General features: G+C 52.3%; 19 protein-coding genes and 1 tRNA gene. 17 read left to right on the top strand and 3 right to left on the bottom strand.

The features are described 5' to 3' along the window. Positions 1 to 2: 2 nt before the first annotated feature. The 3 genes from GFS31_RS09525 to GFS31_RS09515 form a co-directional block, all read right to left on the bottom strand. The gene (locus GFS31_RS09525) at positions 3 to 446 is read right to left on the bottom strand and encodes a hypothetical protein (protein WP_198807928.1); all 444 of its coding nucleotides are present in this window, start codon (positions 444 to 446) and stop codon (positions 3 to 5) included. Positions 447 to 495: 49 nt separating this feature from the next. Further along, complete coding sequence (locus GFS31_RS09520; RefSeq protein ID WP_198807927.1) at positions 496 to 1,347, bottom strand: ABC transporter ATP-binding protein; 852 nt, start codon at positions 1,345 to 1,347, stop codon at positions 496 to 498. A gap of 33 nt (positions 1,348 to 1,380) precedes the next feature. After that, a tRNA-Ser gene (locus GFS31_RS09515) sits at positions 1,381 to 1,465 on the bottom strand. Between the two features lie 237 nt (positions 1,466 to 1,702). On the opposite strand from GFS31_RS09515, the gene GFS31_RS09510 reads away from it, so the two are divergent. The 17 genes from GFS31_RS09510 (at position 1,703) to GFS31_RS09430 (ending at position 13,324) form a co-directional block, all read left to right on the top strand. After that, the gene (locus tag GFS31_RS09510; protein ID WP_198807926.1) at positions 1,703 to 2,494 is read left to right on the top strand and encodes a transporter substrate-binding domain-containing protein; all 792 of its coding nucleotides are present in this window, start codon (positions 1,703 to 1,705) and stop codon (positions 2,492 to 2,494) included. Between the two features lie 9 nt (positions 2,495 to 2,503). Beyond that, on the top strand, positions 2,504 to 3,163 hold the full coding sequence (locus GFS31_RS09505; RefSeq protein ID WP_198807925.1) for an amino acid ABC transporter permease: 660 nt from the start codon (positions 2,504 to 2,506) through the stop codon (positions 3,161 to 3,163). Then, on the top strand, positions 3,156 to 3,878 hold the full coding sequence (locus GFS31_RS09500; protein WP_198807924.1) for an amino acid ABC transporter ATP-binding protein: 723 nt from the start codon (positions 3,156 to 3,158) through the stop codon (positions 3,876 to 3,878). The genes GFS31_RS09505 and GFS31_RS09500 overlap by 8 nt, the downstream gene beginning before the upstream one ends. 207 nt (positions 3,879 to 4,085) lie before the next feature. Then, positions 4,086 to 7,274, top strand: coding sequence for an excinuclease ABC subunit UvrA (uvrA, locus tag GFS31_RS09495; protein ID WP_198807923.1), 3,189 nt, complete (start codon positions 4,086 to 4,088; stop codon positions 7,272 to 7,274). Positions 7,275 to 7,644: 370 nt separating this feature from the next. After that, the gene (locus tag GFS31_RS09490; protein WP_198807922.1) at positions 7,645 to 8,784 is read left to right on the top strand and encodes an AAA family ATPase; all 1,140 of its coding nucleotides are present in this window, start codon (positions 7,645 to 7,647) and stop codon (positions 8,782 to 8,784) included. Further along, entirely contained in the window at positions 8,781 to 9,488 is a 708-nt protein-coding gene (locus GFS31_RS09485; RefSeq protein WP_198807921.1) for a hypothetical protein, read from the top strand. The genes GFS31_RS09490 and GFS31_RS09485 overlap by 4 nt, the downstream gene beginning before the upstream one ends. Positions 9,489 to 9,910: 422 nt before the next feature. Beyond that, on the top strand, positions 9,911 to 10,120 hold the full coding sequence (locus tag GFS31_RS09480; protein ID WP_198807920.1) for a hypothetical protein: 210 nt from the start codon (positions 9,911 to 9,913) through the stop codon (positions 10,118 to 10,120). Between the two features lie 6 nt (positions 10,121 to 10,126). Further along, positions 10,127 to 10,534: a hypothetical protein gene (locus GFS31_RS09475; RefSeq protein WP_198807919.1), complete on the top strand. Its 408-nt coding sequence runs from the start codon at positions 10,127 to 10,129 to the stop codon at positions 10,532 to 10,534. A gap of 31 nt (positions 10,535 to 10,565) precedes the next feature. Continuing rightward, positions 10,566 to 10,724 (top strand): hypothetical protein, encoded by a 159-nt coding sequence (locus GFS31_RS09470; RefSeq protein ID WP_198807918.1) that lies wholly within the window; start codon positions 10,566 to 10,568, stop codon positions 10,722 to 10,724. 21 nt (positions 10,725 to 10,745) lie between these two features. After that, on the top strand, positions 10,746 to 11,024 hold the full coding sequence (locus tag GFS31_RS09465) for a hypothetical protein (RefSeq protein WP_198807917.1): 279 nt from the start codon (positions 10,746 to 10,748) through the stop codon (positions 11,022 to 11,024). Then, a complete protein-coding gene (locus tag GFS31_RS09460) occupies positions 11,017 to 11,280 on the top strand; it encodes a type II toxin-antitoxin system RelE family toxin (RefSeq protein ID WP_198807916.1) in 264 nt (87 codons plus the stop codon). The genes GFS31_RS09465 and GFS31_RS09460 overlap by 8 nt, the downstream gene beginning before the upstream one ends. Before the next feature lie 31 nt (positions 11,281 to 11,311). Continuing rightward, positions 11,312 to 11,491 carry a hypothetical protein gene (locus GFS31_RS09455; RefSeq protein ID WP_198807915.1) on the top strand — a complete coding sequence of 60 codons (180 nt, stop codon included), beginning with the start codon at positions 11,312 to 11,314 and terminating at the stop codon, positions 11,489 to 11,491. Between the two features lie 93 nt (positions 11,492 to 11,584). Beyond that, complete coding sequence (locus GFS31_RS09450; protein WP_198807914.1) at positions 11,585 to 11,968, top strand: DUF433 domain-containing protein; 384 nt, start codon at positions 11,585 to 11,587, stop codon at positions 11,966 to 11,968. Further along, positions 11,961 to 12,317, top strand: a complete 357-nt coding sequence (locus GFS31_RS09445) for a DUF5615 family PIN-like protein (protein ID WP_198807913.1) — start codon at positions 11,961 to 11,963, stop codon at positions 12,315 to 12,317. Before GFS31_RS09450 ends, GFS31_RS09445 begins: the two co-directional genes overlap by 8 nt. A gap of 17 nt (positions 12,318 to 12,334) precedes the next feature. Further along, complete coding sequence (locus GFS31_RS09440) at positions 12,335 to 12,511, top strand: hypothetical protein (RefSeq protein WP_198807912.1); 177 nt, start codon at positions 12,335 to 12,337, stop codon at positions 12,509 to 12,511. A gap of 82 nt (positions 12,512 to 12,593) precedes the next feature. After that, the gene (locus tag GFS31_RS09435) at positions 12,594 to 12,878 is read left to right on the top strand and encodes a hypothetical protein (protein ID WP_198807911.1); all 285 of its coding nucleotides are present in this window, start codon (positions 12,594 to 12,596) and stop codon (positions 12,876 to 12,878) included. Continuing rightward, positions 12,872 to 13,324 (top strand): nuclease, encoded by a 453-nt coding sequence (locus GFS31_RS09430; protein WP_225907642.1) that lies wholly within the window; start codon positions 12,872 to 12,874, stop codon positions 13,322 to 13,324. Before GFS31_RS09435 ends, GFS31_RS09430 begins: the two co-directional genes overlap by 7 nt. Positions 13,325 to 13,552 lie beyond the last annotated feature (228 nt).

Below are 13,552 nucleotides of genomic sequence, written 5' to 3'. Positions count from 1 at the left end.
GACTACAGGAACTTGCTGGCCATGCCGATCAGGTTGGCCATCTGGGCCAGATCCACTTCCCCAGACAGCACCTTTTGCAGCATCCCACCGCCCTGCTGGTTCGATCCCTTCACCAAAAACTGGGCAATCAGCGGCGTCACGCTTCTCACCATGGTCGGATCGACGCCGACCTGCTTGGCAATGGCGGAGATCTGATCGGAGGCAAGGAGTTGTTCAATGGCTCCACTGCTGGCCACGGTTTGCAGCACGCCCATCAGGGATCCCGCATCGGCCTGACCTTGGGCCTTGGTTTGCAGCACCCCCTGCAACTGTCCGGCGATGGCTCCAATTTGGGTGTTCTCAACGGGGGCTTGGTTGAGGCTGCCTAGCAACGATCCCACCAGCCCTTTGCTGGCTTCGGTGTCGCTGCTGGCGATGACTTGGTTGACTAAACCCATTAAATCCATGGCAAATGTTTCCTAGGGGCAAGGATACGTCGCCTATACCATACCGCCTTTAATCCAGGTTTCGTCCCGTCAGTTCCACAAAAATATCCTCCAGGTTGGAGGGGCGTACCATCATGCCCGTTTTGTCGGGTTGTTGGTCGAGGTGGGCATTGGCGGCTTCCAGGGTAGGGAAGAACTGATAGTCCCAGCGGTCGTCCCGTTGGGTCATGATGATGCCCTGGCCGTGGCGCTGACGCAGTTGATCCAGCGTCCCCAGTTCGATCAGCTTGCCCTGATCCATCACCCCAATCCGGTTGCAGAGGTATTCCACCTCATCCATATAGTGGGTGGTGAGCAGCATGGTCATACCTTGCTGGTTGAGGCGCTGGATGATTTCCCAGAGGCGGCGACGGGTTTGGGGATCTAGCCCGACGGTGGGTTCATCGAGGAACAAAATTTTGGGGTTGTGCAGCAGGGCACGGGCAATTTGCAGACGCCGCTTCATGCCGCCGGAGAGGGTTTTTACCTTGTCGTCCCGGCGATCTTGCAGTTCCACATACTCCAGCCAGGTGTCGATGCTGCGCCGCCGCTGGGCCGTGGGGATGTGGTGCATCCGGCCATGGAATTCCATGTTTTCCCACACCGTCAGGTCGCCATCCACGCTGGTTTGTTGCAGCACCACCCCAATCTGGCGGCGCACCTCAAGCTGCTGGCGGTTGACGTCATACCCGGCCACCACAATGTCTCCCTGGCTGGGGCGGGTCAGGGTCGTCACCATGCGGATGGTGGTGGATTTTCCGGCCCCGTTTGGCCCCAGTAGCCCAAACACCTCCCCCGCCTCAATGGACAGGGAAAGATCATTGACGACGGGCACCCCGTTGTAGACCTTGTGCACATTTTGCAGACAAACCGCAGCAGCCATCGCCTATGAGATATCCCGTATTGTCTATCTTGACGGAGAGGGTGGGATTCGAACCCACGGAACCTTGCGGCTCATCCGATTTCAAGTCGGACGCATTCGACCACTCTGCCACCTCTCCCGGTGAGTATTTCTGTTATATCACCCTTGGGGGAGTCCAGAACGCCAGGAGAGGCATTCTGGAAATCCTCGGCCACCCAAGACACCAAACCCCCAAAATGTAATCTACGCGCCAGCACCAGATCACGGGGGTGATTAGCCTGGGTATGGCGAAAGCCCAAGCTATGCACTATATTCGGGGGTTAATCTTCCTAACTGTTAGGAATACCCCCTTTAGAACTGGTTTTAAGGAGTCCCCATGAAACGCCGTTGGTTTTTGGCTTCTACCGCCGCTGTGGCCTGCTTGACGGTGGGGCTCACCTCAGCCTGTGGCGGTGGCTCCTCAACAGGAGGGAGCGGGGGGCAAACCTTGGTGATGGCCACCTCGGCAGACTATCCCCCCTACGAATTTGTGGAGACCTCCGGCGGCACCGAGGAAATTGTGGGGTTTGATATCGACATTGCCCGCCACATTGCCACGGAGTTGGGCTACGAGCTAGAAATCACCAATATGGATTTCAATGGCCTAATTCCGGCGTTGCAGGCTGGACGGGCCGACTTTGTGATGGCGGGCATGACCCCCACCGAAGAACGCAAGCAGAATGTAGACTTCTCCGAAATCTACTTTGAAGCCAGAAATATGCTGGTGTTCCCGGCGGATCAAGCCATCACCGGGCCACAAGACCTGGCGGGAAAAACCCTGGGCGTGCAGTTAGGATCCATCCAAGAGGGGCTGGGCAACGACCTCGTGGCGGAGGTGCCAAACCTCACCTTGGCCCCCCTCAACCGGATTAACGAAATCGTCCAAGAGCTGCGGTCGGGCCGGATTGACGCTGCCATCATGGAGAACACCGTGGCCGATGGCTTTTTGGCCAACAACCCCGACCTGAGAGCCGTGGAAATCGAAGACCAAGAAGCAGCAGGCTCAGCCATTGCCTTCCCCAAGGACTCCGAAAGAGTGGAGGACTTTAACCGGGTGCTGGCGGAAATGAAGAGCAGCGGCCTGATGGAAGAGTTGGTGCTGAAGTGGTTTGGCGACCGGGAAAGTTAGGGCATCGCCATGAACCTAGATTTTAGTCAAATTGTTCCATCGCTGCCCTTCATCCTTAGGGGCGTTGTGGTGACGCTTCAGTTCACGCTGCTGTCGGCGGTGTTTGGGTTCACCCTGGGCACGCTGTTGTCACTGCTGAAAATTTCCTCAGTGAAGCCTGTGCGGTGGTTTGCGGAGTTTTACACCTCCATTTTTCGGGGTACGCCGCTGATTTTGCAGTTGGCCCTGGTCTACTTTGCCACTCCTCAGCTCATCGGCTACCGCATTACCCCCATTGAGGCCGGGGTGCTCACCTTTGCCCTCAACTCCGCCGCCTACAGTTCCGAAACCATCCGGGCGGGCATTATGGCGGTGGATAAGGGACAGCGGGAGGCGGCGCTGTCCTTGGGGGTGCCCTACAAGCTGATGATGCTGGACATCATTTTGCCCCAGGCGTTCAAAAATATCTTGCCTGCCATGGTGAACGAAAGCATCGCCCTGCTGAAGGATTCTGCCCTGGTCTCCACCATCGGCGTGCTGGATTTGATGCGGCGGGCGCAGGTGGTGGCGGGGCAAACCTTTTTGTATTTCGAGCCGCTGATTGTGGTCGGCGTTATCTACTACATCATGGTTATGGGTCTCACCCAGGCCGCCCAAGTGTTGGAACGGAGGATGCGCCGCAGTGATTAGAATCGAACGTCTGGTCAAATCCTTTGGGCCATTGGAAGTCCTCAAGGACATTTCCACGGAGGTAGAAACGGGTCAGGTCGTGGCGATTATTGGCCCTTCTGGGTCAGGAAAATCCACCCTTTTGCGCTGCATTAATTTGCTAGAAACCCCCACTGCTGGCCACATTTTTGTGGACGGCATGGATATCACCTCCCCCAAGTGCGACATCCTAAAAGTGCGCCAAAATGTGGGCATGGTATTCCAACACTTCAACCTATTTCCCCACAAAACGGTGATGGAAAACCTCACCTACGCCCCCATGAAGGTGAAGGGACTGTCTAAGGCCGACGCCAGCCAAATTGCCCTGGATTTGCTCACCAAGGTGGGGCTTGCCGAAAAGGCAGATCAGTATCCTTCCCGGCTTTCCGGTGGACAAAAACAGCGGGTGGCCATTGCCCGCGCCCTGGCCATGCAGCCCGACACCATGCTCTTCGATGAACCCACCAGCGCCCTCGACCCCGAAATGGTGAAAGAAGTGCTAGACGTGATGAAGGGGCTAGCCGATACGGGCATTACCATGTGCATCGTCACCCACGAAATGGGGTTTGCCCGCGAAGTGGCCGACCGGGTGCTGTTTCTCGATGGCGGCTATTTGGTGGAAGATGCCCCGCCCGATGTGTTCTTCAGCAGCCCCAAGAGTGATCGCGCCCAGCAGTTTTTGGAAAAAGTGTTGTAGGTTTCGTTCCTCGGACACATGCCTTGACCCGTCCGTAGCGCCGGGGCACATCCTTTTGGATCCTCTCCCGCATAAGGGGCGGGGGTTGGGGGGCTTCCTGCGGCTGGGCAGCGTGATCTGGGTAAGCCTTCCTAAAGAGCGTCGGGCCTCAGACACCTGTGTGTATAAATGTTAAATTGATAGGGCATTGTCACGAAGCCCCCCAATATGCCGAAATCGGACGCTGCTGCTAAGAAATCCGACAACTCTCGCAACGGGCGAGCGTCCACAACGGGTAAAGCCTCCACCACGGGCAAGACAAGCAGGAAAAAATCCACCAGCAAACAGGCCGTCAACGGTCAGGACAGTCCCGCGGAATCCGGGATTGACCTCGGCCACGCTGGACTCGCCCACCACCATTCCGCCCTCGATGACAACGTGATTCGCATTCGGGGAGCGCGCCAGCATAATCTCAAGAATCTGGACTTAGAGATTCCCCGCAACAAGCTGGTGGTGTTTACGGGGGTCTCCGGTTCCGGCAAGTCCTCCCTGGCCTTCGACACGATTTTTGCCGAGGGTCAGCGCCGCTATGTGGAATCCCTCAGTGCCTATGCGCGGCAGTTTTTGGGCCAGGTGGATAAGCCCGATGTGGATGCCATTGAGGGACTGAGTCCCGCCATTTCCATCGACCAAAAGTCCACCTCCCACAACCCCCGCTCCACGGTGGGTACGGTGACGGAAATCTACGACTATCTGCGTCTGCTCTACGGGCGGGCCGGGGATCCCCACTGTCCCCACTGCGACCGCAGCATTTCGCCCCAAACCATCGACCAAATGATCGACCGGGTAATGGCCCTGCCGGATCGGACGCGATTCCAAATCCTCGCCCCCGTGGTGCGCGGCAAGAAGGGAACTCACAAAAAGCTGATCTCCAGCCTTGCGTCGGAAGGTTTTGTGCGGGTGCGGGTGAATGGGGAAATTCGCGAACTGACCGACAACATTGAACTCGACAAAAACCATAGCCACCATATCGAAGTCGTCGTAGATCGTTTGGTGAAAAAAGACGGTTTGCAGGAACGTTTGGCGGATTCCTTGGCCACTTGTCTAAAGCGGTCGGAGGGGATCGCGGTGATTGACATTCTGGCCGACAAGAACCAGGAATCAGGATCCGAAGCAGTGGCCGCCAAGGATAATGTCGTGTCTTTATCGGATCGCCTACCGGATCGAGTCCCCCAGGCGGCGGAGGCCGGGGGTAGCTATGGTGCGGCCTTGGCCGATGCGTTGCCGAAGGAACTGGTCTTTTCGGAAAACTTCGCCTGTCCCGAACATGGGGCGGTGATGGAGGAATTGTCGCCGCGATTATTCTCCTTCAACTCGCCCTATGGCGCTTGTCCCCACTGCCACGGGTTGGGCAGTCTGCGCACCTTTTCGGCGGATTTGGTGGTGCCCGATCCCACCCTGCCCGTCTACGCCGCCGTGGCCCCCTGGTCGGAAAAGGACAACACCTATTATTTCTCGCTGCTCTACAGCGTCGGCCAAGCCTTTGGCTTTGAAATCCAATCCCGCTGGGACAGCCTCACCCCCGAACAGCAGCACATCGTTCTCCACGGCAGCGAGGAAAAAATCTACATTGAATCCGACTCGCGCTACCGGGAGCGCAAGGGCTACTATCGCCAGTATGAGGGCGTTTTGCCCATCCTGGAACGACAGTATAAGGAAACCACCTCGGAACTCTACAAGCAAAAGCTAGAGAAATACCTGGTCGATCAGACCTGCGAAGTCTGCCACGGCACCCGCCTGAAGCCGGAATCCAACGCCGTCCGCATTGGCCCCCACTCGATCAGCGACCTCACCAATGTCTCGATTCGGGAATGCCTCAGCCGCATTCGTAACCTGGTGGGCGAAGAAGGCGACGCGCCCAAGCTCTCGGCCCGCCAACTGCAAATTGGGGCCTTGGTGCTGCGGGAAATCCGCGCCCGCTTGCAGTTCATGATGGACGTGGGGCTGGACTACCTCACCCTGCACCGCACGGCGATGACCCTCTCCGGTGGCGAGGCCCAGCGCATCCGACTGGCCACCCAAATCGGCTCTGGCCTAACCGGGGTGCTCTACGTGTTGGATGAACCCAGCATCGGTCTGCACCAGCGGGACAACGACCGCCTGCTCAACACCCTCACCCGCCTGCGGGATCTGGGCAACACCCTGATCGTAGTGGAGCACGACGAAGACACCATCCGCGCCGCCGATCACCTCGTCGATATCGGCCCTGGGGCGGGCATCCACGGCGGTGCGATTGTGGCCGAGGGCGACCTGAAGGCGCTGACCACGGCGAAGGATTCCCTCACGGGCGCGTACCTCTCCGGGCGGCTCAGCATTCCCACCCCAGCAGAACGGCGCAGCGGCAACGGGCGATCCCTCACCCTCAAAAATGCCCACCGCAACAACCTGAAAAACCTGGACGTGGAGCTGCCCCTGGGCAAGCTGGTTTGCATTACGGGGGTATCCGGCTCCGGCAAATCCACCCTGGTCAACGAGTTGCTCTATCCCGCCCTACAACACCACTTCGGCAGCAAAGTCCCCTTCCCCAAAGACCTGGAAAAGCTGGATGGCCTCAAAGCCCTGGATAAAGTCATCGTCATCGACCAATCCCCCATTGGCCGCACCCCCCGCTCCAACCCCGCCACCTACACGGGCGTGTTCGACGTCATCCGCAACCTGTTCACCGAAACCATCGAGGCCAAGGCGCGGGGCTACAAGGCGGGGCAGTTTTCCTTCAACGTCAAGGGCGGACGCTGCGAAGCCTGCGGTGGCCAGGGCGTGAACGTGATTGAAATGAACTTTTTGCCCGATGTCTATGTGCAGTGCGAGGTGTGCAAAGGGGCGCGCTACAACCGCGAAACCCTGCAAGTCACCTACAAGGGCAAAAACATCTCCGACGTGCTGAACATGACCGCCGAAGAAGCCCTCGCCTTCTTTGAAAATATCCCCCAGGCCGCCAGCCGCCTGCAAACGATGGTGGACGTGGGCCTGGGCTATATCCGCCTGGGCCAAACCGCCCCCACCCTCTCCGGTGGCGAAGCCCAACGGATGAAACTCGCCTCCGAACTGGCCCGCCGCTCCACCGGAAAAACCCTCTATCTCATCGACGAACCCACCACCGGGCTGTCCTTCTACGATGTCCACAAACTGCTGGATGTGGTGCAACGCCTGGTGGACAAGGGCAACTCGGTGCTGATGATTGAACACAACCTGGACGTCATCCGCTGCGCCGACTGGATTGTTGACCTCGGCCCAGAGGGCGGCGACCGAGGCGGCGAATTGATCGCCCAGGGCACCCCGGAAGCGGTGGCCCAGGTGGTGGGTTCCTACACGGGCAAGTATTTGGCCAAGGTGCTAGAGCAGCATCCGGCGGGGTAGGGGCAAGGATGATAATTAATTCCTTAAAGTCTGGGCGTTATCCCGCAGGTGTGATGGAGAATACCTATCATAGTGGTGATTATTATCCGGATCCAACGTTTATGAAATAGTTAAAATGCTACTGAGCTATTAGTCATCTAAAATGTAATGACCAAATCACCCAAAAGCCTTACAGCAAGAGCTTTAGAGAAAGCCGATATGCAATTTAGATGCTGGTTGGCTTAGCATAGCTCCTGGAGCTTCTGATTCCTTTGTCATTCACTTAGTTATGCCTGGAGTAATATAAATTTCTATACAAGCACTAGAACCCACCAAAAGAGTTGTTACAGTTTTGATCTGTCCTTAAGATGGTTAGGAGATTATCACTACTATGCAAATAAAAAGATTAGAGTACTACGATGATGAGTATAAGTGGAAGCTAGCAGAAGTCGATTTTTTGCCAAATCTAAACCTCCTAGTTGGTGTATCTGGTGTTGGGAAAACAAGAATACTCAGATCCATTTATAGCTTGAAGTCTATAGCTAATGGCGCATCCCTTAACGGAGTTAAATGGAATGTTTGTTTCATTGCAGACAACAATCTTGAATATACTTGGAGTGGGGAGTTTGAAACAAAAGAAAATGCCATCTCAATCGACGAGAGTCCAGAAGAAAATGAGCAGGTAAAACTTATAAGTGAAAAGCTAGTCTGCAATAATGAAAGTGTTTTGATAGAGCGAAAAGACTCGGAAATAATATTTAATGGGGTCAAGACTCCTAAGCTATCACCTTTTGAAAGTGTTGTTGAGCTATTGAAGCAAGAGGATCAAATTGCTCCCGTAAAAGAGTCATTAGATAAAATTATATTGGCTGATTCTGACAGTATTGATCGGGTTTGGCGTTTGCCAATATCTATCTTTAAAAAGTTTGAAAAATCTTCGCTTTCTGTTTTGAAGGAAAGTGGCTTGCCAGTACCTATAAAGCTAGCTATTCTCTACAGGATACTTCCAGAAGAATTCAATAGAATTAAAGAAGCTTTCATGTCGATCTTCCCAAATGTCTCAGACGTAAAAATTGAGACAATAAAAGACGAGGATATCCCTATCGCGCTATCTAAACTCCTAAAGGAGGCTACCACAATCAGTATTAGAGAAAAAGGCGTAGATGGTTGGATCGAAAATATCTCATCAGGAATGATGAAGACGTTAATGTATATTAGTGAGCTATATCTAGCTCCTGAAAACTGCATTATCCTGATTGACGAGTTTGAAAATAGTTTAGGCATTAACTGTCTAGACAGTGTGACCGAACTTGTGCTGGATGATAAAAATTCACAATTTATTATTACTAGCCATCATCCCTACATAATAAATAATTTTAGTCCCGCCTATTGGAAGATAATAATTCGAAAGGCTGGCTTAGTAACTGCCAAAAGTCCAGAAGATTTTCATATATCTCAGTCTAGACAGAAAGCATTTATCGATTTAATAAATGTTCTGGAAGATGAAGCAGATTTAGAAGAGCAGAGATGAATATTTACTTCTTAGTTGAGGGGAATAGCACAGAGAGAAAGATATATCCAAGATGGCTTGAGTATCTTGTTCCGAATCTAGTAAGAGTTAGGTATCACGACCAAGTTAAAGCCAATAATTATTACCTCGTTAGTGGAGAGGGTTATCCTAGAATTTTGTATGATGGCCTTGAAAATGCCGTTGACAAAATTTCAGAAGTTGCAAGATATGATTATCTTGTTATATGTGTCGATGCAGACGAGGAGTCAGTAGAGGAAAGAGTTCAATATATTCGTGACTTTATCAGCAATGAAGAAGTCAACCTGGGAAGAACTAAAGTTGAAATTATTATACAAAATCGATGTATAGAGACTTGGCTGCTGGGCAACAGGAAGATTTTCGACTCTAGGCAACCATTAGAGCGACCCTTGGCAGATTATGTGAATTACTATGATGTCTCTCGAAGTAACCCTGAAGAAATGGGGAAATATGAAATGAGAAATCATGCTGATTTTCATTATGAATATCTGAGAGAAGTTTTTAGGTCAAGAAACACAATATATAGCAAGAAAAACCCTAAAGATGCAAAAGAGAAATACTATTTTGATGAGCTTCAGAAAAGGGTTCAAGACCAGCCGAAAGATCTCCTAACCTTCCAGCTTTTTTTGGAGTTCTGTGAAAAAGTCAAGAATATTATGGTTCAAATGGCTGAAGAAAGTGGCTGATTAAAAATATAAGTTGAGAAAACATAATGCTAATTCAATATCAATATTAATCACTTTGGTAATTCATTGGTACGGACGGCAGAGAAGTCATTTCTAGGAGTTTAAGATTGTTTGCTATCGCATAAATTTACTGTCAACAAAATACAGGGTTTGCTAAGTTCATGTTTTTCAAAAATGAGGCCAATTAAAATTTTGTGTAAGCACTCTCTTAAAAGTTGTAGATAGCCCATGAATCAAAAGTTGGTAGAATCCTTTGTGCAGGTCATTCTTGCTTTGTCTGACGAGGAACGAAAATCGCTAGAGCGTGAAATTCTTTTTGAGGAGGGGGATTGATAGATGACTAAAGTTACAGCAGATCACTGCTCAAACATTCTCTAAAGATTTACACTTGCAGTACAGGGCTTTAAGCTTGGAGACACTATATGACTTTGTCTGAAGTTCTTCCATCCGTCCGTCAGCTCTCCATTATTGAGAAGCTAAAACTGATTCGGATTCTGGCAGAGGATCTAGAAGCAGCCGAGGATATCTCACCTCTAAAACCCTTCAAAGTCTATGACTTGCCAACCCCTTACAACAACTTTGGGGCTGGTGCTACCTTGATGCAAGCTCTAGAGTCAGAGAATCAGCCCTAAATCACCATGCGTTTCCGCTATTCCACCACCGATTCATCCCAAGACGAGTTTGATAGCTTGCCAAGGGTACCGCTCATTCTTCGCCGTGAAGATCAAACGGTTGAGGCGATTGGACTGGTAGACAGCGGTGCGACCATCAATGTGATGCCCTATGACTTGGGACTCCGCTTGGGAGCCACTTGGGACGACAGCAAGGCCATCATTCAACTAGCAGGCAACTTGAGCGCCCAGCCTGCTATACCTTTCTTTGCGATGGTTCAAGTTGGAGATATTGCACCGACTCGGCTAGCATTTGCCTGGACAAAAAGTCAGGATGCTCCTCTCATTTTAGGACAGACAAACTTTTTCATGGAATTTGATGTCTGTTTCTATCGCTCCAAAATGGAATTTGAGGTTAAACCCAAGTCGCCATAGATAGTCTAATGCTGTGTTTTGGAGATATTCCATGAATCAAGAAATAGTGGAATCCTTAGCGCAGGTCATTCTTTCTCTGTCTGACGAAAAACGGCAATGGCTAGAGCGCGAACTTCAGAAAGCTTCAGTTTCAGGAAAAGTATACGATGTAATTTCAGTCCAATCAAAACCATTTTTTACACCTCATTAAAGTCACTAAGCGGTAACTGCTATGAACTCTACCGATAATTTCCCAGTCGAAGATATGGATTCAGTCGTTGCAGTATCTGTAGCAGAACTACAATGCCAGCTTAATAATTCCCTTAAACAACTCTCCCCAGAGCGTCTACAAGTTCTGGTCGATTTTGCTGCTTACCTAGCAAATGCAGAAAGCGAAGCCGCCACCCAAGAACTTTTAGCCATTCCTGGATTATTAGAACGCATTAAGCAAAACCAGGCAACGCCCCAAGCCCAGTACACCGCATGGAGAACCATTCGCTCCGATGTATGACGTTCTCCTTCACCCAGATGCCGCAAAAACCTATGCCAATGCAGATAAAGCCCTAGCCAAGAAAATTGCTCGATGTTTGCAGCAGCTAGAGCAAACTCCCCGGTTTCACCCCAACATCAAAGCTCTCAAAGGCGAGTACGCAGGCTACTATCGTTATCGAATTGGCGACTACCGAGTCATTTACTCCGTGAACGATGATATAGTGCAGGTCTTCGTCATAGCCATCGCCCACCGCAGCGAAGCCTATGAACCATAAAGGGAATGCAGTAAAACGGGAGGCGTAAGCGATGAACATCCTCAAAGCCGTATTGCAATCAAAAATTGCTGAAAAAATTTCAGCCCTAACCACCGAAGGGTATCTAAAAGAACGTGCCAGCCAAGGCAATCGCTCTAGCTACGAGGCCGTATTAGCTAAGGTCGCTGACATTGCGCCAGAACCTAACGATCAGTGGTTATCCGCAGAATAGTAGCCGTCACGGGCAAGTATTTGGCCAAAGTGCTAGAGCAACATTCGGCGGGGTAGGGGCGCTACCATAGGGGCTATGTAGCCTGATAGAACGATGACCTTAACCCTCGATCTGCCCCCCGAATTAGAGCAATACTTGACGAAAGAAGCCTCGCAACACGGGCTATCGGTTGAAGCCATGACCCTTAAGCTTTTGGCGAAAGTCTTACATCAGGCTACCGATCCGGCATTCCCCAACGTGGTCTATCGCCAGGGAGCCAGCGGTCAGCCTGTGCCAGTGGTCGCGGGTACGGGTATTCGGGTACAAACCCTCGCCATTGCCCTCCACCAGTGGGGCCTCACCAAGGAACAACTGGCAGAAGAATACAGCCTGAGTATTCCTCAAATTGAGGATGCCCTCGCCTTCTATGCGGCAAACCAAGTCGAGATAGAGGGTGCGATGGTACTAGAGGCTGCAATCGAGGCCTCCCATGCCTAGCCCAAAACTGCACTTGGATGCAGATACCTCCATCAAAGCCCTGCATTCAACCTTGGTGGCCCGTGGACATGATGTTACCCGAACCCCCAACCCCTGGATGCCGGAAGACGCCAGCGATAAAGCCCAGCTTCTGCAAGCGACAGCCCAGGGCCGATGTATTTTTACCTTTAATGTGAAGGATTTTCTGGCGCTGGCGGTGCAATATCCCGAACATAGCGGTATCATCCTGGCGGCTCAGAGTAGCTGGAGCTTGGCTAATTTGATCCACGCCCTGGATCGCTTGTTGCAGGAGACTACGGCGGATACTTGGCTGGGGCAAGTTGGCTGGTTAAACCAATGGCGATCCTGAGACGAAAATTAGTTGCAATGGGGAGGGGCAATGCTGTCTTCATAGGCCAACACAACCTCGACGTCATCCGCTGCGCCGACTGGATTGTTGACCTCAGCCCAAAGGGCGGCGACCGAGGCGGCGAACTGATCGCCCAAGGCACCCCGGAAGAGGTGGCCCAGGTGGCGGGTTCCCGGTTATTTCCTGTTTTTTAGGGCAAGTATTTGGCCAAGGTGCTAGGGCAGCATCCGGCGGGGTAGGGGCGCTACCATAGAGGCCATGTAGCCTGATAGAACGATGACCTTAACCCTCGATCTGCCCCCCGAGTTAGAGCAATACTTAGCGCAAGCAGCCGCGCAACACGGGCTATCGGTTGAAGCCATGACCCTTCAGCTTTTGGCGACATCGCTCATCGTTAAGCAAAACCAAGCCGAAACGGTGGATATGCTTCAGTCTTGGATTGACGATGAGGACGAAGCGGAGCAGCAGGAGACAGGCCGCTATCTGCTGCAAGTGCTAGACGAGGATCGGCTGTCTGACCGCGAATTATTCCCCAGCGAGATGAAGGGACAGACATGGTAGAACGGGCCATTGTCTTGGATACCGGGCCAATCAGGTTGATCACGAATCCAAAGCTTTCGTCCTATGGCATCGCCTGTAATCAGTGGCTTCAGGCTCATCTGAATGCGGGTACTCGCATCATTGTTCCTGAAATTGCGGATTACGAAGTTCGGCGGGAATTGTTACGAGCCAATAAGCTGAAGGGACTCGCTAGGCTGGATAGCTTGTGTGAGCGGGTTGAGTATTTGCCCCTTACCACCGCTGCTATGCGTCAGGCGGCGGCATTATGGGCGCAGGCACGGCAGCAGGGACAGCCCACCGCAGGCGATAAAACCATTGACGGTGATATGATCCTCATTGCCCAGGCCCAAACGATAACGGTATCCTCGGTGGTCATTGCCACAACTAATGTGGGACATCTATCTAGATTTATTGCGGCAGAGCAATGGCAAAACATCCTGGCGTAGGCTCAATAGCTCTTCCTAGTTGCCCAGGGCACCCCAGACGCGGTGGCCCAGGTGGCGGGTTCCTACACGGGCAAGTATTGGGCCAAGGCGCTAGAGCGGCATCCGACAGGATAAGGGCGCTGCCATGGAGGCTCTGTAGCCTGATAGGACTAGGCTATTGCTTATTTAATGGCCTCTACAGCTTGGATTAGTATTGCTGCGGCTTCGCCAATGGCGTTAAGTCTTTGT

The sequence above is a fragment of the Leptolyngbya sp. BL0902 genome (assembly GCF_016403105.1).
Classification (GTDB): Bacteria; Cyanobacteriota; Cyanobacteriia; order Phormidesmidales; family Phormidesmidaceae; genus Nodosilinea.
Note: the sequence above shows the minus strand (reverse complement) of the source record. Positions and strands in the feature narration are given on the sequence as shown.